Source organism: Altererythrobacter chaiwopuensis (assembly GCF_054957735.1).
Window position 1 is genome coordinate 498029 of the sequence record NZ_JBTXJF010000001.1, and the last position, 24740, is coordinate 522768.

At 62.6% G+C, this 24740-nt stretch carries 18 protein-coding genes; 14 read left to right on the forward strand and 4 right to left on the reverse strand.

The window, feature by feature from the left end; translation table 11 throughout:
• The first annotated feature begins 30 nt into the window (after positions 1 to 30).
• Positions 31 to 843, forward strand: a complete 813-nt coding sequence (locus tag ACX3VQ_RS02530) for an SDR family NAD(P)-dependent oxidoreductase (protein WP_462579373.1) — start codon at positions 31 to 33, stop codon at positions 841 to 843.
• On the forward strand, positions 843 to 1739 hold the full coding sequence (locus ACX3VQ_RS02535) for an alpha/beta fold hydrolase (RefSeq protein WP_462579374.1): 897 nt from the start codon (positions 843 to 845) through the stop codon (positions 1737 to 1739). Before ACX3VQ_RS02530 ends, ACX3VQ_RS02535 begins: the two co-directional genes overlap by 1 nt.
• A 10-nt stretch (positions 1740 to 1749) precedes the next feature.
• Here the strand turns inward: ACX3VQ_RS02535 and ACX3VQ_RS02540 are convergent, their stop codons facing one another.
• The gene (locus ACX3VQ_RS02540; RefSeq protein WP_462579375.1) at positions 1750 to 2847 is read right to left on the reverse strand and encodes a DUF2332 domain-containing protein; all 1098 of its coding nucleotides are present in this window, start codon (positions 2845 to 2847) and stop codon (positions 1750 to 1752) included.
• Between the two features lie 60 nt (positions 2848 to 2907).
• Between ACX3VQ_RS02540 and hisG the strand changes: the two genes are divergently transcribed.
• The 6 genes from hisG (at position 2908) to ACX3VQ_RS02570 (ending at position 9471) form a co-directional block, all read left to right on the forward strand.
• Positions 2908 to 3576 carry an ATP phosphoribosyltransferase gene (hisG, locus tag ACX3VQ_RS02545; protein ID WP_462571708.1) on the forward strand — a complete coding sequence of 223 codons (669 nt, stop codon included), beginning with the start codon at positions 2908 to 2910 and terminating at the stop codon, positions 3574 to 3576.
• Entirely contained in the window at positions 3576 to 4865 is a 1290-nt protein-coding gene (hisD, locus tag ACX3VQ_RS02550) for a histidinol dehydrogenase (RefSeq protein WP_462579376.1), read from the forward strand. Before hisG ends, hisD begins: the two co-directional genes overlap by 1 nt.
• Positions 4862 to 5314 (forward strand): transcription antitermination factor NusB, encoded by a 453-nt coding sequence (gene nusB / locus ACX3VQ_RS02555; RefSeq protein ID WP_462579377.1) that lies wholly within the window; start codon positions 4862 to 4864, stop codon positions 5312 to 5314. The genes hisD and nusB overlap by 4 nt, the downstream gene beginning before the upstream one ends.
• Before the next feature lie 23 nt (positions 5315 to 5337).
• Entirely contained in the window at positions 5338 to 6165 is an 828-nt protein-coding gene (thiL, locus tag ACX3VQ_RS02560) for a thiamine-phosphate kinase (protein ID WP_462579378.1), read from the forward strand.
• A gap of 154 nt (positions 6166 to 6319) precedes the next feature.
• A complete protein-coding gene (locus ACX3VQ_RS02565; RefSeq protein ID WP_462579379.1) occupies positions 6320 to 8434 on the forward strand; it encodes a sodium-translocating pyrophosphatase in 2115 nt (704 codons plus the stop codon).
• A 119-nt stretch (positions 8435 to 8553) separates the two neighbouring features.
• A complete protein-coding gene (locus tag ACX3VQ_RS02570; RefSeq protein WP_462579380.1) occupies positions 8554 to 9471 on the forward strand; it encodes an acyl-CoA thioesterase in 918 nt (305 codons plus the stop codon).
• Positions 9472 to 9477: 6 nt separating this feature from the next.
• Here ACX3VQ_RS02570 and ACX3VQ_RS02575 read toward each other — a convergent pair whose 3' ends face one another.
• Positions 9478 to 10293, reverse strand: coding sequence for a universal stress protein (locus ACX3VQ_RS02575; protein ID WP_462571701.1), 816 nt, complete (start codon positions 10291 to 10293; stop codon positions 9478 to 9480).
• Positions 10294 to 10636: 343 nt separating this feature from the next.
• On the opposite strand from ACX3VQ_RS02575, the gene ACX3VQ_RS02580 reads away from it, so the two are divergent.
• The 3 genes from ACX3VQ_RS02580 to ACX3VQ_RS02590 all read left to right on the forward strand — a co-directional run bounded on the left by ACX3VQ_RS02580 (position 10637) and on the right by ACX3VQ_RS02590 (position 15875).
• Positions 10637 to 12094: a carotenoid oxygenase family protein gene (locus ACX3VQ_RS02580; RefSeq protein WP_462579381.1), complete on the forward strand. Its 1458-nt coding sequence runs from the start codon at positions 10637 to 10639 to the stop codon at positions 12092 to 12094.
• Between the two features lie 148 nt (positions 12095 to 12242).
• Positions 12243 to 13763, forward strand: coding sequence for a spinster family MFS transporter (locus ACX3VQ_RS02585; protein ID WP_462579382.1), 1521 nt, complete (start codon positions 12243 to 12245; stop codon positions 13761 to 13763).
• 246 nt (positions 13764 to 14009) lie between these two features.
• Positions 14010 to 15875, forward strand: a complete 1866-nt coding sequence (locus ACX3VQ_RS02590) for a DEAD/DEAH box helicase (protein ID WP_462579383.1) — start codon at positions 14010 to 14012, stop codon at positions 15873 to 15875.
• Between the two features lie 6 nt (positions 15876 to 15881).
• Here the strand turns inward: ACX3VQ_RS02590 and uvrC are convergent, their stop codons facing one another.
• Positions 15882 to 17924: an excinuclease ABC subunit UvrC gene (gene uvrC, locus ACX3VQ_RS02595; protein ID WP_462579385.1), complete on the reverse strand. Its 2043-nt coding sequence runs from the start codon at positions 17922 to 17924 to the stop codon at positions 15882 to 15884.
• Between the two features lie 104 nt (positions 17925 to 18028).
• Here uvrC and ACX3VQ_RS02600 point away from each other — a divergent pair, with 104 nt between their 5' ends.
• From ACX3VQ_RS02600 to ACX3VQ_RS02610, 3 genes are all read left to right on the forward strand, one after another.
• Entirely contained in the window at positions 18029 to 19153 is a 1125-nt protein-coding gene (locus ACX3VQ_RS02600; protein WP_462580664.1) for a BaiN/RdsA family NAD(P)/FAD-dependent oxidoreductase, read from the forward strand.
• Positions 19154 to 19277: 124 nt separating this feature from the next.
• Positions 19278 to 20921, forward strand: coding sequence for a WS/DGAT/MGAT family O-acyltransferase (locus tag ACX3VQ_RS02605; protein ID WP_462579386.1), 1644 nt, complete (start codon positions 19278 to 19280; stop codon positions 20919 to 20921).
• Between the two features lie 35 nt (positions 20922 to 20956).
• Positions 20957 to 21754: an esterase/lipase family protein gene (locus ACX3VQ_RS02610; protein WP_462579387.1), complete on the forward strand. Its 798-nt coding sequence runs from the start codon at positions 20957 to 20959 to the stop codon at positions 21752 to 21754.
• Between the two features lie 25 nt (positions 21755 to 21779).
• On the opposite strand, the gene ACX3VQ_RS02615 is transcribed toward ACX3VQ_RS02610, so the two are convergent.
• Entirely contained in the window at positions 21780 to 24599 is a 2820-nt protein-coding gene (locus tag ACX3VQ_RS02615) for a hypothetical protein (RefSeq protein ID WP_462579388.1), read from the reverse strand.
• Positions 24600 to 24740 lie beyond the last annotated feature (141 nt).

The following is a 24740-nucleotide window of genomic DNA, read 5'->3' on the forward strand; positions in this document are numbered from 1 at the left end:
CGCGGAGCAAGCCGCCGAGGAGAGAGAAGCATGGATTTCACGGGCAAGGTGGTGTGGATCACGGGCGCATCGTCAGGGATAGGAGCGGCGCTGGCGCGCGAATGGGCCAGCCGCGGCGCTCACCTGATCCTGTCCGGACGCGACGAGGCTCGCCTCGCCGAAGTAGCTGCGGATTGCGGTGACGCGCTGCTGCTGCCCTTCGATGTGCGCGATGAAAGCGCACTTTCCGATGCAACCGCCAATGCCATCGCATGGAAAGGCGGGGTTGATATTGCGGTCGCCAATGCCGGTGTGTCGCAGCGCAGCCAAGCGCTGAAGACCGATATGAGCGTCTATCGCGAAATCATCGATATCGATCTCACCGCACAGATCGCCTTCGCGCAGGGGCTGATCGGGCATATGGCCGAGCGCGGCAGCGGCAATCTGCTGTTCATTTCCTCGATCGCGGGCAAGGTCGGCGTGCCGATGCGGACCGCCTATTGCGCGGCCAAGTTTGGCCTTGCCGGCTATGCCGATGCACTGCGCGCCGAGCTGAGCCAGAAAGGCGTGTCTGTCCACGTGATCTATCCCGGGTCGATCGCCACCGATGTCAGCCGCAATGCGCTGACCGCCGATGGCACCAGGCGCGGACGCAGCGACAAGGTAATCGATGAGGGGATCCAGCCCGCCGATGCCGCCAAGGCCATGATCGATGCGGTAGTGCTCAATCAGCGCGAAATCATCGTTGCGGCTGGCATGGAAGAAGCCATGGGCGAGCTGCGCCGCACGCCAGACCAATTGCTTGACCAGGTCGCGGGCATGGTCGCCGCCGGCTATATCGAGAAAATGGAGGCAGAAAGCTGATGATGGAGCAGAAACGGGTCACGCTCGCCAACGGTATCGAGCTCGACGTCGTCGATGAGGGGCCGCGCAGCGCGCCGGTGCTGATCTTCCTTCACGGCTTTCCCGAAAGCCACCGCACATGGCGGCATCAGATCAAGCACTTTTCAGGCGTCTATCGCTGCATCGCGCCCGACCAGCGCGGCTATCGCGGATCATCCAAGCCGCAGGAGGTCGAGGCTTACACCCCCGACAAGCTGATTGGTGACATTTTCCTGCTCGCCGATGCGCTGGGGGTGGAGAAGTTCACCATCGTCGGGCACGATTGGGGCGGCGCGATTGCATGGGGCGTTGCCCTGAGCGGCCAGCACAGCCGCGTAACCCGCGCAGTGATTGCCAATGCGCCGCATCCGGCGGTGTTCCAGCGATTGCTTTACACCAATCGCCAGCAGCGCGAAGCAAGCCAGTATATCCGCGATTTCCGCGATACTGCCAATGACCAGCTGGTGCGCGAACACGGGCTTACCGGCCTGTTGTTGAAGTCGGTGAAATGGGACCGCCCCTCCGCGATGGAACCCGAAGAGCGCGCCGCGCTGCTGGAGGACTGGAAGAATACCGAGGCAGCATTCGGGATGCTCAACTATTACCGCGCCAGCCCGATTGACGTGCCGTTGATGGACGTGCCGTTCGCGGTGCCCGAAGGCTACACCCCGCCTGCCCTGCCCAATCTGACGATCCCGACGCTGGTGATCTGGGCGTTGGACGATTTGGCGCTGCCGCCCGAAAATCTCGAAGGCCTTGAGGATGTGATTGACTCGTTGACCTTGGTCGAAGTGCCCGATTGCGGGCATTTCGTGCCGTGGGAAGCGCCGGACAAGGTCAATGCGGCGATGGAAGATTTCCTGAGCAAAACCAGTTAGGGCCAGGACCCTAGGTCGCCAGCCATTCAATATCCGCGCCGTGCGCATGCGCGCGGGCGAGCAGGGTTTCCTCCTCGCCCCCCGGCCAATAGCGCACGCGCAGTTCATGCCGGTGGAGCGTGCGGTTCGCTTCCAGAGCGATCCAGGCGAGCGGCGCATCGGGCGTGGCTCGCCCTGCCGCCGCTTCCATCGCGGCAATCACCCGTTGCTGTTGGTCCTCGGGTACATATTGCCACACGATCGAATGCATCAGCACGCGAGTGGTGCCCGCTGCCTGCGGCTTCGCCAACTCCGCCTCGACAAACTCGGCTGCATCCATCTTGAGCACATCAGGTTTGCTCTGCTCTGCCGCCGCGATCGCCGCCTCCATCCGATCGAAGCGGATCGTATGTTCGGGCCAGATATAGGCCTTGAGCCGCAGCGCCTGCGCCGGGTCCGTCAGGTCGACCGGGGCTATGTCGCATCCCTTGAGCGACAATAGCCCGATCGGCACATCGGGCGGCGGATTGCCTGTCCAGCCGGGCTTGAACGCCATCGCCGGTGCGTCAGGGCCCACCTTCACGCCGCCAAGGTCATAGCCATAGCGGTCGATCATCAAATTGATCCCCGCGCTTGAGCCGATCTCCAGACATTCGAACTGTGCGGGCAAGCCCCGCCCTGCCAGCCATAGCAAGGCGGCAATGAAATTGCTTGAGCGCCCCGCCTCGTTGGTCTGCGGCGGGCTGTCGAGCCAGGGCAACAGCCGCGCCTCGTGCACCAGCATCACTTCCTCAACGATCGGATCAGCATTGACCGGTAGCCCGCGATAGATCGGTGCCAGTTCGCTCGCTTCGCCTGCAAGATATAACGCATGGATCCCGCCAGCGACGCGCAGTGGCAACGCATCAGCCAGCGGTGCACCGGCCCAGCCGCGAATCCGTTCGAGCAGGGCGTTGCTCTTGTCCCCCTCCACTGCTGCCAGAATTGCATTGCAGACCTTGGCCGTGATTGGCGCGCTGTTCCGCTCGCAATAGGCGGCCTGGTTGGTGAAAGCGGTGCGGATCGCGGCTTCGCCCCGCGTCCCCATGTCGACCAGCTGATAGCCTGGCATTTTACCCTGATCACCCAAGTGCCCGAAAGCTCCTTTTCATTGCCCTTTCCTCGCCCAATGCCTAAGTGCCGCGGCGCTATGACTGACACTGCCGCCACTCAGCTGACTTTCGCCATTCCCAAGGGGCGCATTCTCGACGAAGCGCTGCCGGTAATGGCACGCGCGGGTGTGGTGCCGGAAGATGCCTTTCACGACAAGGGCAATCGCTCGCTGAGTTTCTCCACCAATCGCACCGACATGCGCCTGATCCGCGTGCGCGCCTTTGATGTCGCGACATTCGTCGCCCATGGCGCGGCACAAGTGGGCATTGTGGGATCGGATGTGATCGAGGAATTCGACTATGCCGATCTCTATGCTCCGGTCGATCTCGATATCGGGCACTGCCGCCTTTCGGTGGCGCGCGTGGCGGGCGATGAGGGCGTAGGTGGCCACGCAAGCCATCTGCGCGTCGCAACAAAATATCCCAATCTCACCCGCAAGCATTTCGAGGCCAGGGGCATCCAGGCGGAATGCGTCAAGCTAAATGGCGCGATGGAGCTCGCACCATCGCTGGGCCTTGCGCGGCAAATCGTCGACCTGGTTTCGAGCGGGCAGACACTCAAGGATAACGGCCTGGTCGAGACGGACCGCATCATCGACATTTCTGCGCGGCTGATTGTCAATCGCGCTGCACTCAAGACCGATCCGCGCGTGGCCGAACTGGTCGCGGCATTCCGCAAGACCACTGAAGAGCAGGCGGCGGGCTGATGCAGCGTTTGGTTTCCTCCGCTGCCGGGTTTGCGGCGCAGTTTGACGCGCTGGTCAATGCGCGGCGCGAAAGCGACAGCGATGTCAGCGGCGACGTGACGCGGATCCTTGCTGATGTCAAAGAGCGCGGCGATGCGGCACTGGCTGAATATTCAGAGCGCTTCGACAGCTACGAACTCGCCAGCGACAGCGACTGGAGCATTTCCGCCGCCGAGTGCCGCGCCGCCTATGACGCGCTGGGCGGCGAACTGCGCGGCGCGCTGGAACTCGCGGCAGAGCGCATCCGTGCCTATCACGCTGACCAGCTGCCGACTGACCGGGACTTCACCGATCACGCGGGCGTGCGCCAGGGCGCGATCTGGCGCGCGGTCGATGCTGCCGGGCTATATGTGCCGGGCGGGCGCGCGGCCTATCCCTCTTCTCTGCTGATGAACGCCATCCCCGCCAAGGTCGCCGGGGTCGAGCGGTTGGTGGTCGTCACCCCCACGCCGCATGGCAAGGCCAACCCGCTGGTGCTGGCCGCAGCGCATATCGCGGGCGTGGACGAAATCTGGCGCGTGGGCGGAGCGCAGGCGGTGGCCGCGCTTGCCTATGGCACGCAGCGGATCAGGCCGGTCGATGTGATCACCGGGCCGGGCAATTCCTGGGTCGCGGAGGCCAAGCGCCAGCTTTTCGGCGTGGTCGGCATCGATATGGTGGCTGGGCCAAGCGAAATTCTGGTGATCGCTGACAGGCACAACCGGGCAGACTGGATCGCGGCCGATTTGCTCAGCCAGGCCGAGCATGATCCGACCTCGCAATCAATCCTCATCACTGACAATAGCGGTTTTGCAGACGAGGTAGCCGCCCAGATTGAAACGCAGCTGGCCGAGCTTGCGACCACCGAAACCGCCACCGCCAGCTGGCAGGCCAATGGCGCGATCATCGTGGTGGACACGATCGATGAAGCCGTACCGCTCGCCAATCGCCTCGCCGCCGAGCATGTCGAGCTGGCTGTAGCCGAGCCCGAACCGTTGCTGCGCGCGATCCGCCACGCGGGCAGCGTGTTCCTGGGCCGGATGACACCAGAGGCGATCGGCGATTATGTTGCCGGGCCTAACCATGTGCTGCCCACCGGGCGCCGCGCACGTTTCGCCAGCGGCCTGTCCGTGCTAGACTTCATGAAGCGTACCAGCTTCATCGCACTGGATGAGGTGTCGCTCGGCAAAGTGGGGCCCGCCGCAGTCGCGCTCGCCCATGCAGAAGGCCTGCCCGCACACGCCAAATCGGTCGAATTGAGGCTCAAATGAAAATTCCTGCCCGCTCGCAAGCCCGGTCTGCAGCCCGACTGGCCGCAGTCCAGGCGCTTTACCAGCAGCATATGGAAGGCACCGCGCTTGCGCGACTGCTCAATGAATTCCACCAGCATCGGCTGGGCATGGAGATCGACGACGAGCAATATGCAGCGGCCGAGGTCGATTTCTTCGACGATCTGGTATCGGGCGTGGATGCGCGGCGCGAAGAGATCGACGAAAAGCTCACCGGCAAACTGGCACAGGGCTGGACGCTGGCGCGGCTCGACAAGACCATGCTGCAGATCCTGCGCTGCGGCACTTACGAATTGATTTCACGTGCAGATGTCCCGGTCGCGAGTGCAATCAACGAATATGTCGATGTCGCCAAGGCGTTCTTTGACGATCGCGAGGCGAAATTCGTCAACGGCATTCTCGATGCCGTGGCCAAGGATGCGCGGCCATAGACGAGCGCGGCTTTGTCGAAGCCTTGCGCAAATTGCCGCTCCACGCTGGCGCGCGCGGGCTGGAAGATGACTGCGCTGTACTGGAATTCGGCGGAGAAACGCTGGTCGTCACCCACGACATGATGGCGGAGGGGACGCATTTCCCGTCCGGTGCCGACATGGCCGATGTCGCGTGGAAGCTGGTGGCGGTGAACCTGTCGGATCTCGCGGCCAAGGGCGCTCAGCCAATCGGCGTCTTGCTGGGCCACAGCCTTGGCGCGGGCGACCAGCGTTTCCTGGACGGACTGCGCGAAGCACTTGAAACATATCATGCTCCCCTGCTTGGCGGCGATACGATCCGCAGCCACGGCCCGCGCAGTTTCGGACTTACCGCGATCGGGCGGGCAACGCATTTGCCCGTGCCTTCGCGCAGCGGCGCACGGGCGGGGGACGTGATCTACGTCACCGGCACGCTGGGCCGCGCAATGCTGGGCTTTGAGGGCGATGCGATGCACGCCATGGCCTATTTGCGGCCCCATCCGCTGCTCGATGAAGGCCGTGCCCTTGCGCCGCATGTGACAGCGATGATGGACATTTCGGATGGCCTGTTGCTCGATGCATGGCGCATGGCCAGTGCAAGCAGCGCGACCATCGCTATCGACAGCATCCGCGTGCCGGTGGCTGCGCAGGATCGGCGCGAGGAATGCCTGCGCTGGGGCGATGACTATCAACTGCTGTTCACACTGCCACAAGGTGTCGAGCCACTGGTCGAGTGCACGCGCATCGGTGCAGTCGAGCCGCCTGGCTTCGCTTCGCTTGTGCTGGACGGCCACCCGCTGATCAACCAGGCAGGTCTTGGCTACCAGCACTGACCCACCTTGGTGAAACTGGTGAAAGCAAGGTGAGTTGGCGGGATTCCACCGATTCCACCCTTGTCACCGCCGTCGCATCGCCTATAGCCAGCGCCACCTATCGCCTCTGCGTTCGCGGAGGCGCTTTTCCACGTGGGCAAGAGGGGAAGAGTTCGTGGACCTTATTCAGATCTCAATTGTGCTGGGGCTACTCGCCATCGTGTATGGCTTCGTCACCAGCCGCCAGGTTCTCGGCGCAGATGCCGGGAACGCAAAAATGCAGGAAATCGCCGGCGCCATTCAGGAAGGCGCCCAGGCCTATCTCAAGCGTCAGTACACCACCATCGCCGTGGTCGGCGTGGCGGTGGCGGTGATCGTTGCCTATTTCCTCGGCACCATCAGCGCGACCGGCTTCGTGATCGGTGCGATCCTTTCGGGTGTGGCGGGCTTCATCGGCATGAACATCTCGGTGCGCGCCAATGTCCGCACTGCACAGGCTGCAAGCAAGGGCCTGCAGGAAGGCCTGACGCTGGCCTTCCGCGCTGGCGCGATCACCGGCATGCTGGTGGCCGGCCTCGCGTTGCTCGCGATTGCTGTGTTCTACTGGTATCTCACCGGTCCGGGCGGCTATACCGTTGGCGGTGAAGATCGTACCGTTGTTGACGCCCTTGTCGCGCTCGCCTTCGGCGCATCGCTGATCTCGATTTTCGCGCGTCTGGGCGGCGGCATCTTCACCAAGGCTGCCGATGTCGGCGCCGATTTGGTCGGCAAGGTCGAAGCAGGTATCCCCGAAGACGATCCGCGCAACCCAGCCGTCATCGCTGACAACGTGGGTGACAATGTGGGCGACTGCGCCGGCATGGCGGCCGACCTGTTCGAAACCTATGTCGTGACCGTTGGCGCCACCATGGTGCTGACCGCGCTGCTGCTCAAGACTTCTGCCGTGCTCGAAGGGCTGATGGCGCTTCCGCTGCTGATTGGCGGCGTGTGCATCGTCACCAGCATCATCGGCACCTATTTCGTCCGTCTAGGCGGCGGCACCAATGTCATGGGCGCAATGTACAAGGGCTTCCTTGTCAGCGCGGTTCTGGCTGTGCCGGCTATCTGGGTTTCGACCGACGTGGCGCTGGGCAGCATGGAAGCCGTTGTCGCCAGCGTGAACGGCAATGATATTACCGGCCGCGCACTGTTCTATTGCGCACTGCTAGGCCTTGTCATCACTGGCCTCATCATCTGGATCACCGAGTATTACACCGGCACGGGTTTCCGTCCGGTCCGCTCGATTGCCAAGGCCTCGGAAACGGGCCACGGCACCAATGTAATCCAGGGGCTGGCCATCAGCCTTGAAGCGACCGCGCTGCCGACCATCGTCATCGTGGCGGGTATCATCATCGCATATCAGCTCGCAGGCCTGATCGGCATCGCCTATGCGGCGACCGCCATGCTTGCCCTTGCCGGCATGGTCGTGGCGCTCGATGCCTATGGGCCCGTGACGGACAACGCGGGCGGTATCGCCGAAATGGCCGGGCTGGACGATAGCGTTCGTGAAAAGACCGACTTGCTCGACGCTGTGGGCAACACCACCAAGGCTGTGACCAAGGGTTACGCGATCGGTTCGGCGGGGCTTGCTGCGCTGGTGCTGTTCGCTGCCTATACCACCGACCTCAAGGAATTCTTCCCGAACCTGACGGTCGATTTCAGCCTTGAGAACCCCTATGTCATCGTCGGACTGCTGCTCGGCGCGCTGCTCCCGTACCTGTTCGGTGCGATGGGCATGACCGCCGTGGGCCGCGCTGCGGGTGATGTGGTGATCGACGTGCGTGACCAGTTCGCCAATGATCCGGGCATCATGGAAGGCACAAGCCGTCCGAATTATGCCCGCACGGTCGATCTCGTCACCAAGGCGGCGATCAAGGAAATGATCATTCCGTCGCTGCTTCCGGTGCTTGCGCCGATTGTGGTGTACTTTGTGATCACCGCGATCGCAGGTCAGGTTAACGGCTTTGCCGCACTTGGCGCATTGCTGCTGGGCGTGATCGTGAGCGGCCTGTTCGTGGCCCTTTCGATGACTGCGGGCGGCGGTGCGTGGGACAACGCCAAGAAGTACATCGAAGACGGCAACCACGGCGGCAAGGGCTCCGAAGCCCACAAGGCAGCCGTAACCGGCGATACCGTGGGTGATCCGTACAAGGATACCGCAGGTCCCGCCGTGAACCCGATGATCAAGATCACCAACATCGTGGCACTGTTGCTGCTGGCGGCTCTCGCCGGTGGTCACTCCGCGATCTAGGACAAACCCAACCATTTGGGGACTTCAAACCCTGCCCGGCGCAATCCGGGCAGGGTTTTTCCTTGTATTGACTATTTGGCGCGTTGACCTGCGTTCACTCGATCAGCAAGGAACGACGCATGTCTGACTCACCTCGAGATAACCCTTCGCCCGAGCAGCTTGTTGCGGGGCTTGTGAAACTGCTGACGGTTGAGCCGGGCGAAGACAATCATTTCACCGGACGCCCGCAAAAAGGTGGCGTGGGCCGCGTGTTCGGCGGGCAGGTGATCGCGCAGGCGCTGCAGGCGGCGCAAGCGACCGTGGGTGAAGGCAAGCAGGCCCATTCGCTGCACGCCTATTTCCTGCGCGGGGGCAAGGAAGGCCCGCCGATCAGCTATGCTGTGGCAGCAGATTTCGATGGGCGCAGCTTTGCCAATCGGCGAGTGGTGGCCAGCCAGGTGGAACAGGATGGCGCCAGTCGCCCGATCCTGAACCTCACGGCCAGCTTCCAAACACCCGAACCGGGACTGGAGCATGACGATTATGCCATGCCCGATGTCCCGCCGCCCGAAGACCTGCGCAGCGATATGGAGCTGCGGCGCGAATATGCCGCGAAGGCCGGAATCAGCGGCGCGATGCGCGAAACCATGCTCCGCCCCCGGCCGATCGAGATGCGCACTACCGACAAGCTGCACTGGATGAACGCCGAGCCACGCGAACCCCGCGCGCATAGCTGGTTCAAGGCAGCGGCACCCCTGCCCGATGATCCGGCATTGCACCGCGCGGTGATCGCCTATGCCAGCGATTTCACCCTGCTTGGCACCAGCGCACTGCCGCACGGCCTCAGCTGGATGCGCGGCGAATTGACCGGTGCCAGCCTGGATCACGCGCTGTGGTTCCACCGCCCCGCCCGCGCCGACGAGTGGCTGCTCTACGCCACCGATGCTCCCTGGAGTGGCGGCGGCCGGGGATTCAACCGCGGGCGGATATTCAACCGCTCGGGCGAACTGGTCGCCAGCGTGGCCCAGGAAGGCATGATCCGCAGGCGGAACTCCTGATCCGGCTCAGTGTGCGAGCAGGATCGGGATTTGCGGGTCGGTCAGCGCCTTGCGCGTTACCCCGCCCAGCAGCAGTTCGGCCAGGCGCGAATGGCCAAAGGCACCCATAACCATATAGCCGCAGCCGCGCACCTGCGCTGCTGCGACCAATGTATCCGGAATGGAGGCGTCCCCTTGCGGGATTTCGACGATTTCGGACCGAATACCATGACGGCTGAGATATTCCGCGCCTTCCACCGGTGGGAAGTCATAACGCACCTTGGAATTTTCTTCCGTTACCGTGGCAAGATAGACCTTGCTCGCCTTGGTCAATAACGGAACCGAAGCACGCAGAGCCACACAGGCTTCGGTCGAGCCGTTCCATGCAACCAGCGCCGGACCGCCGCAGTCGAGCGATTTCTGGTCATTGGGCACCACCAGCACGGGCGTGCGCGAATGGATCAACAGGTCGCCCACCATGCGCGAGGGGCGCGGCCCGTTCTCGCCAATATCATTGGGGCCAACCACTACCACGTCGTTGATCGCCGATTTCTCCAGCAACCGGCTTTCCGCCATGCCGAACTGGAAAATCCACTCCCACGAGGCATCCTCATTCGCCAGATCGATCTCGACTTGCTTGCGCAGCGCTTCGGCATTCTCGCGGATCACCGGCATCGCTGCCGCCATCGCCGAGCCGTAGAAGTCACCCGGGGCGAAAATCTCGTAAGTCACCGATTGCAGACAGGTAATATGCCCGCCGAACGCACGTGCCAGATCGAGCGCCGCCTGTATGCGCGCTTCCAGTCCGGCGTCGTCATTGATGTGCAGCAAGATTGATTTCATCGCGGCTCTCCTCCGGTTCGGCAAGTTTGCGACTCACCCTGTCTAACACGATTAGGGTTAGAATGAACGGGGCAAGCTTCATTGATTTCGATCAAAATTTTTAAGTTCGCTGCGCGCGGTATCCAACCAGATGGAACACATGGAACACTGTCTATGTTCCAAAAAAATGCCCTGGCCATGCAAGGGTGCGAGTGATGGTCCGTATGGATCTTGCAGCACAATTTCATGACGCCAGGCTAGCGACATGGGCTGGAGTAGGAAACGCGGCAAGGCCGGCCTGTGCCATACCTCCTCTTGCATCGCCGCGCCCTCCGGCGCATCATTTCGCAGGAGAGGATTGCCAATGCAGATCACCCGCGAAGCACCGCTGAAATACACGCTCGAACCATCGAACCACCCCTATCTCTCCGGCGCCTGGACTCCGCTGCACGAAGAGGTAACGGTTGACGCGCTGGAAGTGATCGAAGGCGAAGTGCCGCTGGATATTGACGGTATATATCTGCGCAACACCGAAAACCCGGTGCACCAGCCGCTTGGTCGCCATCATCCTTTCGATGGCGATGCCATGATCCACCAGGTCAGCATTTCGGGCGGCAAGGTCAGCTATCGCAACCGTTTCGTGCGCACTCATTGTTTCACTGAAGAGCAGATTGCCGGACAGTCGCTATGGGGCGGGTTGATGGACCCGCCGGGCACGTCGAAACGCCCCGGCTTCGGCGCACACGGGGGCCTGAAGGACACCGGCAGCACCGACATCGTGGTCCATGCCGGCGTGGCCTATGCCACCTTCTACCAGTGCGGTGAGGCATGGATGCTTGATTCCGTTACACTGGAAAACCTGGGCAAGGCGCCATGGGGGCCGCTTGACGGCGTTTCCGCCCATCCCAAGGTGGACGAGGAAACCGGAGAGCTGATGTTCTTCAATTACGGCGTCCATGCCCCCTACATGCATTATGGCGTGGTCGATCGGCGCGGAAAGCTGGTGCATTACATCCCGATCCCGCTACCCGGCCCGCGCCTGCCGCATGACATGGCGATCACCAAAAACTGGTCGATCCTGAATGACATGCCGCTGTTCTGGGACGCGGAGGCGCTGGCGCGCGATATTCACGCTGCGCGGTTGCATGATGGCCTGCCCACTCGCTTCGCGCTGATCCCGCGCCATGGCCAGCCGGAAGATATCCGCTGGTTCGAGGCCGAGCCGACCTATGTGCTCCACTGGACCAATGCTTACGAGGTTGGCAACGAGGTAGTGCTGGAAGGCTATCACCAGTCCTGCCCCATGCCTGAGCCGATCGCGGAATTCGGGCGATATGCGCATATGATGGCCTATGTCGACGAGCACAGCTTCCAGTGCCGCCTGCATCGCTGGCGCTTCAACCTGAAGACAGGCGAAACGCGCGAAGAACGCCTCAGCGAGCGGATCGTCGAATTCGGGATGATCAATCCCGACTACGCGATGAAGAAGAGCCGTTACGTCTGGTCGACCACCAGCAAGCCCGGCTGGTTCCTGTTCAACGGCTATTGCCGACAGGATACCGAGACCGGCGAGGAGCAGGTCTATGAATTGCCCAAGGGGGTTTATGCGAGCGAAAGCCCGGTCGTGCCCCGCAAGGGCGCTATGTCCGAGGACGATGCATATCTCGTCACTTTCCTGATCGATGAGAACAAGGGCACCAGCGAATTCGCCATTCTCGACGCCAGCGACGTGACCAAGGGGCCGATCTGCCGCTTGGCGCTGCCGCACAAGATTTCGAGCGGCGTCCATTCGACATGGGTCGAGCGGGGAATGCTGGGATGAGCGGCTGAATGTCCGATAATGAGTGGGGGTGCCGACTCATCTCATTAAGCTTTACCTGTTGCTCAAATGCTCAGAAGGTGCGCCAATGCGATGGCCCAACCGGGCAAACTCCAGTGTCAAATCGACATGGATCTCTTGGGAGAATTTGATGGGCCAAGCGACGGTGCAAGCATCAACAAATGTTGCTCCCGCATCTGACGGTTTCGGATCTCCGGGCTATCGGTCCTATGTGCTCAGTGCACTGCTTATCGTCTATATCTTCAACTTCATCGACCGAACGATCGTCAATATTCTGACTGAGCCGATCAAGCTCAGTTTCGGCCTTGAGGACTGGCAGATGGGAATGCTGGGCGGGCCAGCATTTGCCGTGCTTTACACATTTATTGGCATCCCGATAGCGCGCGGCGCAGAGCGTTATAACCGGGTAGTCATCATTGCCACAGCCGTAGCGATCTGGAGCCTGTTCACCGCCCTTTGTGGTTTTGCGATGTCGTTCCTTATGCTTTTCCTGTTCCGGGTAGGGGTAAGCATTGGAGAGGCTGGATGCACGCCTCCCGCCCAGTCTCTCATCGCGGATTATTTCAAACCTTCACGCCGAGCAACCGCCGTCTCGATCTATGCTCTGGGAGTTCCGCTTGGCGGAATGCTGGCGGCGATCTTCGGGGGACAGATTGCTGGCCTGGAGGGTGCGCAATTCGGTGCATGGGTGAATGCAGTCGGCCTTGGCTTCCTGTTCGGTGATCTGGACTGGTCCCAGGTGGAGGGCTGGCGCATCGCCTTCGTGATAGTCGGAGCGCCGGGCCTGCTGCTGTCACTGATCGTCTGGTGCAGCATAAAGGAACCGCCGCGCGGTTATACTGATCCCGCGGCCCTGCAGGGGCTGGCGAAAGCAAGCTTTCGCGAAGCCTTGGCCCTGCTGATGAAAAAACCCGCCTATTGGCACATAGTGACCGGCGCGACGCTTGCCTCTTTTGTTGGCTACGGTGTTGGGCAGTTCACCACTTCTTTCCTGATACGCACGCACGGCCTTTCGATCCAGGACGCCTCGTTGCTATTCGGCATAATCCTGGGTTTGATGGCCGCGTTGGGCGTATTCGCTTCCGGCTGGCTCGCCGACAAGATGTCGAAACGGCATCCCAACGCACTTTCGTGGCTGCCGGCGCTCGGCATGGGTGCATCCGTGCCGCTTTACGCTTTCGGCTTTCTGGTTGACAATTTGTGGCTGGCGATGCCGCCGCTGATGATCGCGGCGATGATCCATTATTTCTACCTGGGCCCGATGTATGCGGTATCAGGAGGGGTGGTCGACAGCCGGATGCGCGCCACATCGGTCGCAATCACGCTGTTCGTGGTAAACCTGCTCGGATACGGTCTCGGCCCACCCCTTATCGGGGTGCTCTCGACCTTCTTGAAGACAGTATTCCTGGACGGGCAAGGCCTCGGGCTCACGCTAGAGGCGTGCAAGTCATTGATTACGGTCGCTCCCGATGCGATACCTCTTCTTAGTGGGGCAGAGAGAACCGCCGTGGCTGCTTGCGCAAGCGCCGAGGCGCGCGGCTTGCAGTGGTCGATTGTCATTTTCATTTGTGGTTATGGTTGGGCCGCGCTGCATTATCTTCTGGCCGGCCGCACTCTGCAGCGTGACATGGTGGCCCATTCCGCCAGCTGAAGAAACGCCAGAGTCCGCAATTGGTGCCGGCAGCGGAACGTCAGTTTCGCTCCGCCACGCCCATTTCGCACCTGCAAAAATAAAACAAGCCAAGCGCGGCTTTTGGCGCTATAGGCCCGCGCAAAGGCGCAGCTGGTGTATCCCGCCGCCCGCCGTTGACTTCCGCGCGAGCCCCTCACCAGCCTCTTGCCTCCATTTCCCTCCCCCGCCGAACCCCGGCGCGGCTACCCACCTTTGCGAGTTTGCATGTCTTTCGAAAATCTACCGCCGATCCTTGCCGAAGCCCTGACAGAACGCGGCTATTCAGCCCCAACTCCGGTCCAGGCGGCCGTAACCGGCCCCGATGCCGCAGGGCGCGACCTGGTTGTTTCGGCGCAAACCGGATCGGGCAAGACCGTTGCCTTCGGCCTTGCCCTGGCAGACGAGCTGCTCGGCGAAATTCGCGGCACGCCGCTGACCGAAAGGCCGCTCGCGCTCGTGATCGCCCCGACACGCGAGCTGGCGCTGCAGGTCAGCCGCGAACTCGGCTGGCTTTACGCCAAGGCGGGCCTGCGCATCGCCACCTGCGTTGGCGGAATGGATGCCAGCAAGGAACGCCGCGCGCTGCGCACCGGCCCGGCCATCGTTGTCGGAACTCCGGGGCGCCTGCGCGATCACCTGGAGCGCGGCGCACTCGATCTCTCCGGCCTTGTCGGCGTGGTGCTGGATGAAGCGGACGAAATGCTTGACATGGGCTTTCGCGAAGATCTCGAGGAAATTCTTGACGCTGCGCCCGACCAGCGCCGCACACTGATGTTTTCCGCCACCATGCCGCCCGCGATCGTTCGCCTGGCCGAACGCTATCAGAGCGGTGCGCTGCGGCTGTCGCTTGCGGGCGAAAACCGCGGGCACGGCGATATCAGCTATCAGGCGATCACCGTCGGCCCATCGGAAATCGAGAATGCGGTGGTCAATCTGCTGCGTTTTCACGAGGCCGAAACCGCGATCTGTTTCTGCGCCACCCGCGACAGCGTGCGGCGGCTGCACGCCACATTGCAGAACCGCGGCTTTGGCGTGGTTGCCCTGTCTGGCGAACACTCGCAGTCAGAGCGCAACCAGGCGCTGCAGGCCATGCGTGACCGGCGTGCGCGCGTGTGCGTTGCCACCGATGTCGCGGCGCGCGGTATCGACCTGCCAACGCTGAGCCTAGTGATCCATGTCGAGATCCCGCGCGATGCCGAAACGCTCCAGCACCGTTCGGGCCGCACCGGCCGAGCGGGCAAGAAGGGCATCGCCGCGATTGTGGTACCGTATAACCGCCGCAAGCGGGTGGAGAGCATGCTGCGCGGCGCGCGGATCGAGGCCGCGTGGATGGGTGCGCCGACCGTGGAGGCGATCCGCAAGAAGGATCATGACCGGTTGATGGAAAAGCTCACCGCTCCGACCGAATATGAGGACGATGACCGCGAGCTGGCGGCCGAACTGATGGGCAAGCTGCCCGCCGAGGATATTGCTGCCGCACTGGTTCAGGCGCACCGCGCCAAGATGCCGCAGCCCGAAGAACTGCTCGCCAATACGCCCGAAGCGCGCGAGAAAGCCCAGGCCGAGCGGCACCGCCCCGGTTTCGAAGACGTGGTGTGGTTCAAGATGGGAATCGGTCGCCGCCAAAGCGCCGAACCGCGCTGGATCCTGCCGCTGATCTGCCGCCGCGGCCACATTACCCGCAATGAAATCGGCGCGATCCGCATCGGCCAGCATGAAAGCTGGTTTCAGGTGCCGCGCGCCATCGCCCCGAAATTCGCCGATGCCTTGCGCCGCACCGCCTCGGACGAGGATGAGCAGGATGCGATCGTGATCGAGGAATCGGCTGAGGGCCCGCGCATGGAAGCGCGCGAGAACCGCAAACATGGCGGCCCCGATGCTCGCGACAAGCCATTCCGCAAAGGGCCTGCCGGCAAGCCGCGCGCGCCCTTCAAACGCGATAACAAGGATGGCCCCAATCCCGGCAAGAAGTTCGCCGGCAAGCCCAAGCCAGGATTCAAGGGCAAGGGTGCAGGCAAAGGCGCTTTCAAAAGTGCTGGCAAGGGTCCGGGCAAAGGCGGGGGTAAGCCCGGCGGCCCGAAGCGCGGCTAGGCGAACTTACCCGCCTGCGTGATAGAAATCGTAGATCTTCCGCGCCACTACGTCACTGACACCGGGCGCACGCTGGAGGTCTTCGAGCGAGGCCGCGCGCACCTTTCCCGCAGTGCCGAAATGCAGCAGCAGCGCACGCTTGCGCGCCGGGCCGATACCGGGGATCTCGTCGAGCGGTGAAGCACTGATCGCGCGGCTGCGCTTGGCCCGATGCGCACCGATCACATAACGGTGCACCTCGTCGCGCAGGTTCTGAAGATAGAACAGCAGCGGCGAATTGGTGGGCAGCGTCTTCTCGCGCCCGTCGGGGAAATGGAACACTTCGCGCCCCTCGCGCCCATGGTGCGGCCCTTTGGCGATGGCGATCAGCGGCACGTCCTCGATCCCGAGTTCTTCCAGCGTATCGCGCACCGATGACATCTGCCCCTTCCCGCCGTCGATCAGCACCAGATCGGGCCATGTGTTCCGATGATCCTCCCCGGAACGGGGAGGTGGCAGCGGCGCAGCCGCTGACGGAGGGGAAGTCCCATCCCGCGATTCCCCCCCACCACCTTTCAGGTGGTCCCCCTCCCCATCCTGGGGAGGATTCTCAGCCAGATTGCGAAACCGCCGGCGCATCACTTCGCGCATCATCCCGAAATCGTCATTGGTCTGCGCTTCGCGGATATTGAACTTGCGATACTGGTTCTTGAGGAAACCCTCCGGCCCCGCCACCACCATCGCGCCAACTGCCTTGTCACCCTGGATATGGCTGTTGTCATAGACTTCGATCCGCTGCGGCACCCCGTCAAGCTCAAGGAATTCGGCGAGGTCGCGCATCACCTTCGCCTTGGTGCCGCTTTCGGCCATACGCCGCTCGAGCGCCTCCACGGCATTCCTTTCGGCCTGCTGCATCAGCCTGCGCCGTTCGCCGCGCTGCGGGACTGAAACGCTGACCTTGCGCCCCGCAACTTCTCCCAGCGCCAGTTCGATCAGCTCCCGCTCCGGCAATTCGCGGTCGACCAGCACGGTGGGCGGCGGCGGCACTTCCTCGTAGAATTGCAGAATGACGTTGGAGAGCACTTCGGCTTCCTCGACTTCCTTCGTATGCGTGGGAAAGAAGGCGCGGTGCCCCCAGTTCTGCCCGCCGCGGATGAAGAAGGCCTGGATGCCGACCTGCCCGCCCTTGGCTGCCAGCGCAAACACATCGGCATCGCCCACGCCCTGTGCATTGATCGCCTGCGATCCCTGGATGAAGGTTGCGGCGCGCAGCCTGTCACGCAGGATCGCGGCGGTTTCGAAATCGAGCGCTTCGGCGGCTTCAGCCATCTGCCGCTCCAGGTCAGCCTGCACTGCGGAGGACTTGCCCGACAGAAAGTCCTTCGCCTGGCCGGTCAGCGCAGCATAATCCTCCTTGCTGATCCGCCCCACGCAGGGCGCGCTGCAGCGCTTGATCTGGTAAAGCAGGCACGGTCGGTCACGGCGGCTGAAGAAACTGTCGGTGCAACTGCGCAGCAGGAACAGCTTCTGCAGCGCGTTGATGGTGGTGTTGACGCTGCCCGCGCTGGCGAAGGGGCCATAGTAGTTCCCTTTGGCCTTGCGCGCACCGCGATGCTTCATGATGCGCGGAAATTCATGCTCGGCGCGCAGCAGGATGAAGGGGAAGCTCTTGTCGTCACGCAGGTGCACGTTGAAGGGCGGGCGAAAGCGTTTGACCAGCTGCGCCTCCAGCAGCAGCGCTTCGGCTTCCGAATTGGTGGTGACGATCTCCATGCTGCGGCACTGGCTCACCATCCGCAGCAGGCGATTGGTGAGCCCCTGCACCTGCGTGTAATTCGCCACGCGGTTCTTCAAAGCACGCGCCTTGCCGACGTAAAGCACGTCGCCGCGCGCATCGAGCATCCGGTAGACACCCGGCACGGGCTTGAGCGTCTTTACCGTGGCGCGAATTGCGGCAATCCCCGCTTCGAGGTCAGGCTGCGCGCTGGCAACGGTATAGGTCGCCCGCTCCTCGTTGAAGCGTTCCGCACCACGCGGATCGTGAGGGGTGCCTGCCGGAGTTCGCGCCATGTCCGGCAGATAGAAACCTTGCGCACAAATGGCAAAGCCGCAATGGGGCGCGGGTGGACAATCAATTCGATGTCATAGTTCTCGGCGCAGGTGCCGCCGGCCTGATGTGCGCCGCGCGTGCGGGACAGCGCGGGCGCCGCGTGCTGGTGCTGGAAAAGAGCGAGAAACCGGGAAAGAAGATCCTGATCTCGGGCGGCGGGCGCTGCAATTTCACCAATATACATGCTGGTCCGGCAAACTTCATTTCCGCCAACCCGCATTTCGCCAAGAGCGCGCTCGCCCGTTACACTCCGCGTGACTTCATTGCGCTGGTCGATCGCTATGGCATCGACTGGCACGAAAAGACGCTGGGCCAGCTGTTCTGCGACGGTCCGGCGCAGCAGATCGTCGACATGCTGCTGGCCGAATGCGCGAAAGGCGATGTGACGATCCGTTGCAACGAGGAAGTGGGCGAGGTTGCGCATGACGGCAGCCTGTTCCACGTCACTACGCAGCAAGGCAGCTTTACCTCCCCCGCCCTCGTGATCGCCACCGGCGGCCCCTCGATCCCGAAGATGGGCGCGACCGGTTTTGCCTATGAGCTGGCGCGGCAATTCGGCCTGAAAGTGGTCGAGCCGCGCCCCGCCCTCGTCCCGCTGACATTGGAGGGCGAGGAAGTGCTGTTCCGCGAAATCTCGGGCGTCTCGGCACCGGTCGTCGCTACGGCGGGCAAGGCCAGCTTTGCCGAGGCCGCGCTGTTCACCCATCGCGGGCTATCCGGCCCGGCGATCCTGCAGGCGAGCTCCTATTGGCGCCCGGGCGATGCCGTCACCGTCGATTTTCTGCCCGGTCGGGCCAGCGACTGGCTGATCGAATGCAAGCGGGAGAATCCACGTGTCACACTCAAATCCGTGCTGCGGGAAGCCTTGCCGGACAGATTGGCAGACATTCTGGCGGACAAGATCGGCCTTCAAACCGAACTGGGCAATGCCCCCGACAAGGCCCTGAGATCAGCCGAAGCGCGCCTGTCGCGCTGGGCATTCCATCCCAATGGCAGCGAAGGCTTTGCCAAGGCCGAAGTGACGGTGGGCGGCATTTCTACCGCCGGTCTTTCGTCCAAGACCATGGAATCCAACAAAACTCCCGGCCTTTATGCGATCGGTGAAGCGGTTGACGTAACCGGTTGGCTGGGCGGCTATAACTTCCAGTGGGCATGGGCTTCTGGCTTCGCGGCGGGCGAAGCTCTCTAGCGAACCCGCACCGCCCGCAATGCCGCGCAGGCGAGCCTTGACGGGTGCGGCAAGTTGACCGCGATCCGAACTGTGTTAGCATTTGCAACATAGACCCCATAGCGGGGCATAGCGGGAGAATCCCTTGCGCCAACTGCAAGGCATGGATGCGTCCTTCGTTGCGATGGAATCGCGCAATTCGCCGATGCATATCGGCTCGATCCTGATCTACAATCCGGAGACAGCTCCCGGCGGCTTTGTTCGCTTCAAGGATATACTGGGCTTTTTCGAAAGCCGGCTGCAACTCAGCCGTACAGTCCGCCAGCGGCTGGTGCGCGTGCCGTTCGATCTGGATTATCCCTATTGGATCGAGGATCCGGACTTCGATCTCGAATATCACGTCCGCCATGTTGCCCTGCCCAAGCCGGGCGATTGGCGCCAGCTATGCATCCAGGCGGCACGGATATTCGCGCGCCCGCTGGATCTGGAGCGCCCGCCGTGGGAGTTCACGGTTGTCGAAGGGCTCGACAATATTCCGGGCGTTGCCAAGGGCAGCTTCGCCATGGTCACCAAGGTGCATCACGCCGCGATCGATGGGATGAGCGGGATCGACCTGATGGAAGCAATGCATACGCTTCAGGCCGATGCACCTTCGCCCGATACGCCTGACAAATGGAAGCCGGGGAAGGTTCCCAATCCGATCGAGCTGCTGGGCAAGAGCTATTTCAACGCGGTCACCAATCCGCTCAAGCAGCTGGAGGTGGCAGCCAAGGCGGCGCCCGGCCTGGCCAGGGCGATCAAGGGGCTGGCCGCCAAGGAACTCAAGGTCAGCTCTGACCTGGTTGCGCCCAAGACGCGCTTCAACCGGGTCATCTCGCCGCACCGCGTGGTCGAAGGACGCAGCTTCAAGCTGGAAGACATCAAGGCGATCCGGGCGCTGGCACCGGGGGCCAAGGTCAATGACGTGTTCCTGGCCATCATCGGCGGGGCGATGCGCAAATATCTCCTCGCCAAGGATGATTTGCCCAAGAAAACGCTCACCGCGATGGCGCCGATCTCGGTCCGGTCGACGGGCGAGAAGGGCGATATGGGCAACCAGGTGGCGGCGATGATCGCGCCGCTGGGAACACATATCGATGATCCGGTAGAACGGCTGCAATTCGTCCATTCGCAGACCACCAACAGCAAGGCGATGTCCGATGCGCTGGGCGCGCGCAACATGACTGAGATCAGCAAGGTCTCGCCTGCGCTGTTCATGGCGCTGGGCGCGCAGCTTTATACCCGCCTTGGCCTCGCCAATCGCGGGGTCGGCCCCCCGTTCACAACAGTGGTGACGAATGTGCCCGGCCCGCCGATTCCGATCTATTCGAGCGGTGCACGGCTGGAGAGCATGATGGGGCTGCTTTGCCTTACCGACGGGATGGGCATTGGGCATGTCGTGCAGAGCTATTGCGACGAGGCAACGGTCGCCTTCACCGCTGACCGTGAATTGCTGCCCGATCCCGAATTCTACGTGCAGTGCATCGAGGACAGTTTCAACGAGCTGCTGGCAGCGGCCAGGGCGCTTGACGGGAAGGCAGCCAAACCGGCGGCAAAGCGCAAGCCGACGGCGAAGAAACCCGCCGCCAAGGTAAAGGTAACGGCGAAGAAACCCGCCGCCAAGGCAAAGGTCGCGGCGAAGAAACCCTCCGCCAAGGCAAAGGTCGCGGCGAAGAAACCCGCCGCGAAGCCGAAACGCGGGGCCACTGCAAAGCGCAAGCGCGCGGCGAGCAAAGCGAAACAGGCCTGATGGGCCGGGACAAAGACAATAAAAGGGACGCAGATATGGCCACATTGGCAATGGTTGAGGAAGAATTTGATCGCGCGGCACGCCCGCCCAGCAGGCTGTGGACGCTGGCCGAAGCCCGTGCCCTCTTCGAACTGGGGGCATTCTACCTCAGCCGCCCCTTCCTGTCGCAATTGCCGCGTGGTGACGGGCACACGGTGAAGGTGCTGCCTGGCTTCATGGCAACGAACAATTCGACTGCGCCGATGCGCCGGTTGCTGCGCGATCTGGGCTATGATGCCCACGGCTGGGACAGCGGCCGCAATGTCCGCGTTGACAATGCCCTGATCGAACGGCTCGAAAACCAGCTCGCCCGGCTCAATGATGAAAGCGGGCGCAAGGTTTCGCTGGTCGGCTGGAGCCTCGGCGGCGTGCTTGCACGCGAACTGGCCAAGCTGCACCCCGATCGGGTTCGGCTGGTGATCAGCCTCGGCAGCCCGATCTCTGATGACCGCGGGCACACCAATGCCCGCCGCCTGTTCGAATTGCTCAACGGCAAGGAGCCCGAGCCGATGCGTGGCGGGCGTTTCCAGGGGCTTGACGAGGCGCCGCCGGTGCCGACCACCTCGATCCTGACCAAGACCGACGGTATCGTGCATTGGCGCGGTTCGGTGCAGAAACCCACCCGCACGCCCAGCGAGAATATCGAGGTTTACGCCAGCCATTGCGGGCTGGGAGTCAACCCCTCGGTGATGATCGCGATTGCTGACCGGCTGGCACAGCCAGAGGATGACTGGACGCCATTCGAGGTTCCGCTGGCGCAAAAATGGATGTTCCCGCAGACCGGTTTCAACTGACCGGCCAGCGGTAAGGGCGCTGGCGTCAGAACAGCTTGCGCAGATCCACCCCCACGAACCGACCGGTGGGATCAATCAGGTACGGCTGGTAACGCAGCGGCACCTCGCCATTTGCATCGGTTACGCGGCGGCGGGCATCGAACACATTATCGGCCCGAAATGAAACGCGGAAGTTCTTGAGCAGGCCACTTTCCTGCTTGAGCACCTGGCCAAGTTCCATGAACAGCCGCAGGTCCACTGTCGCGAGATCGCCAAAACGCAGCGTGCTGCCGCCCGGCAGTCCGCTGCCGTCGATCCGCGTCTTGCCGGTATAGGCGCCCGACAGGCGCAGCCCCATGCCGTTGCGAAACATGCCGCCTTCAATCCGCGAAGAATGGCGCACCTGCCCGCTCTCGCTTATCGCATCGCCATCGAGCAGATCGAGCAGAGGCCCGCCGTCAGCCACGACAATGGTATTATCGAGTTCGATCGTGTGCGTCAGGTTGAAGAAATAGCGCCCGCGCCCGTCATTCCCGAAGCCTCCTCGCCCGCCGGGGCCGCCACCACGCGCTGCCGATGGGCCGCCCGCTCCAGCCGCCGCTCCACCCTCGGCCGGACTGCCGCCGGGCGGTGTGCCTTGCCCCATTGCCGAAGGATCAAAACTGCAGATCCGCTCGCGCAAGCCCGCCAGCCGTTCCTGATCGATCGAGCCATCAGCCGCGCGCAGCTGTTCCACCATCCGCCGGGCTCGTTCCGGATCGAACTCTGGAAACTGCTGGGCCAGATCATCGCCGCGCACGGCGGCTTCAGCGAATTGTTGCAATACGGACAGTCCGTCTTCTGCGCAGATCCGCTCGCGAAACCGCATAAAGGCTGCGCGCCGCCCGGCATCGGGCGGTCCGCCCATGGCACGCGGGCCTGCGCCCGGCTGGCCCGTTGGCGCACTGCGGCCACTGCGTTCGGCCTGCAGCCTGGCCTCACCAAAACTTCCGCGCGTCACCAGCCCGAAAACGAGCCGGTTGGACCGGGTCCGGGCAAAGGTCACCGGACGGCGGTCGATCGACAGCAGCCGGCCATCCGCGTCACGCTCGACCCGTTCGGAAAAGGCCGCTTCGATCGCGCTGGTCAGGACCGGAAAGCCGCTGGTGACATCGCTCGAACGGTTGCGGATGAACTCTGCCGACAGCCGCGTGTCCTTCCAGAAGGGCAATTCCCAATTGGTGGTGAATTTCCAGTCTTTCTGGGTTTCCGCCTGCAGGTCGGGATTGCCGCCGGAAATGATCGTGGCAAGCACCGTTTCCCCGCGCGCAAAATCGAAGGTCTGCACGTTCAGGGTCTCGACCCGCGGGTTGCCCAGGCTGCCAAGACTTGGCGCCACTTCGCGCCAGATATAGGTCGCCTGAAGGTCAAGATTGCCCCACGGTGACCAGTTGAGCCCGGCGCTCCAGTCACTCAAGGTGCCGAAGTCGGACAGATGGTTGACCCCGAACTGGCCGTTCAACGAAATGCTGCCAAGCGCGTCCCACACCATGTCCCGGCGGCTGGTTATGGGGATGGCGATATTGATTCCGGCTTCCAGGTCGCCGCGCGTCAGCTGCGTATCGCCCGCTGTGCGCGTGTCATTGCTTTCGATCCGGTCCCAGTTGAAACCAAGGTCGAAAGTCGCAGACAGTTCTCCCGCGGGCAGGTAGAATGGCGCGCCCCGCAGCGTCGCCTTGCCGTTGCCGCTCCACAATCGTGTTTGCGCGGTGTCAAATCCGTTTTCGGCCTGGATCGGCAGCGCTGCGTCAAGCGCCAGCGTTCCCGCCGTCGCCGCATCGCGCAGTTCCTGAGTATCGAAGCGCCGGTCGATCAGGGTGGTGCTTTCGGCCAGGCTGGCATCGACAGTCGTGGTCAGCTGGAAACCGCCCAACGGCAATGCATAGGAACCGGCGGCGGAAAAGGTATCGCTGGAAGTCTTGCGTTCAAGCGGGGTTTCGGCGCCGAAGGTACGGGTTGCGGAATTGCCGAGCGGGTCCACCAGCACAACCGAATTGAGACCTGAAAGGCTGCGACTTTCGCTGCGTTCATAGGTGCCATTGAAGCTGACCGAAGATCCGCTTTCCATGATCGCCTTGGCCCAGTTGACTGTCGCCTCGGCATTGAACGTATCGGGCAACAGGCTGCGAAAGCGCGCCGGATCGGGATCGCCAGTCACGCTGGATTGCGATCCATCGGCCTGGGTTACATTGCGCTCTGCCTCGGTCAGCAGTGAAACATCGCGCGCTTCGGCATTGATGTTGAGGCGGGCGCCATTGTCGATCTTGAGATAGGTGAACTCCTGCTCAAGCGCCAACGAATCGCCTCGGTCTGGCCCTTCGAATTCCAGCTCCACCTCGCGGCTCGAGTAATTGTCCTTGAGGATCATGTTGACGACGCGGCGGTCGGGCGGAAAGCCGAAACGCTGCGCCACTTCCTCGGGCAGCACCTCGACCTTGGCGATTGCCTCGGGCGGATAAGAGCGCAGTTCGCGAAAATTGCTGATCCGGATGCCGTTGACGAGGAAAACCGGCTGACCACCGCCGCGTCCGCGCGACGACCCGGTCTGCGCGGCAATCGACTGGATCAGATCCGCCACGGATGTCGCCCCGATCGCCTGGATATCGGCTTCGTTGAGCTCGAGCACGGGCGCCTGATCGACATCGAGCTGTCCGCGCAGGCGATCTGCCCGAACCGTGATTTCGCCGATCGGGCCGGTTTGCGTCGCCTGTTCCTGCGGGTCCTGTGATTGCACCGCAACTGCCGCCGCCTGCTGTTGCGCCTGCGCCGGATTCGCCAGGCCCCAGGCAAGACAAGTTCCCGCTAGCAGAATTTTTCTGGAGCTCATCGAGCGCGCATGTCCTTCAAATCGATCAACGGCACAAGGTGCTGAAATGTATTAGTTTGCATCAATGCGCGCGACACGTACGAGGCACCAGAAGCTACAAGATTCGGCGTGGTAACGCACGAGGCTTCCATTTTGCTCCCG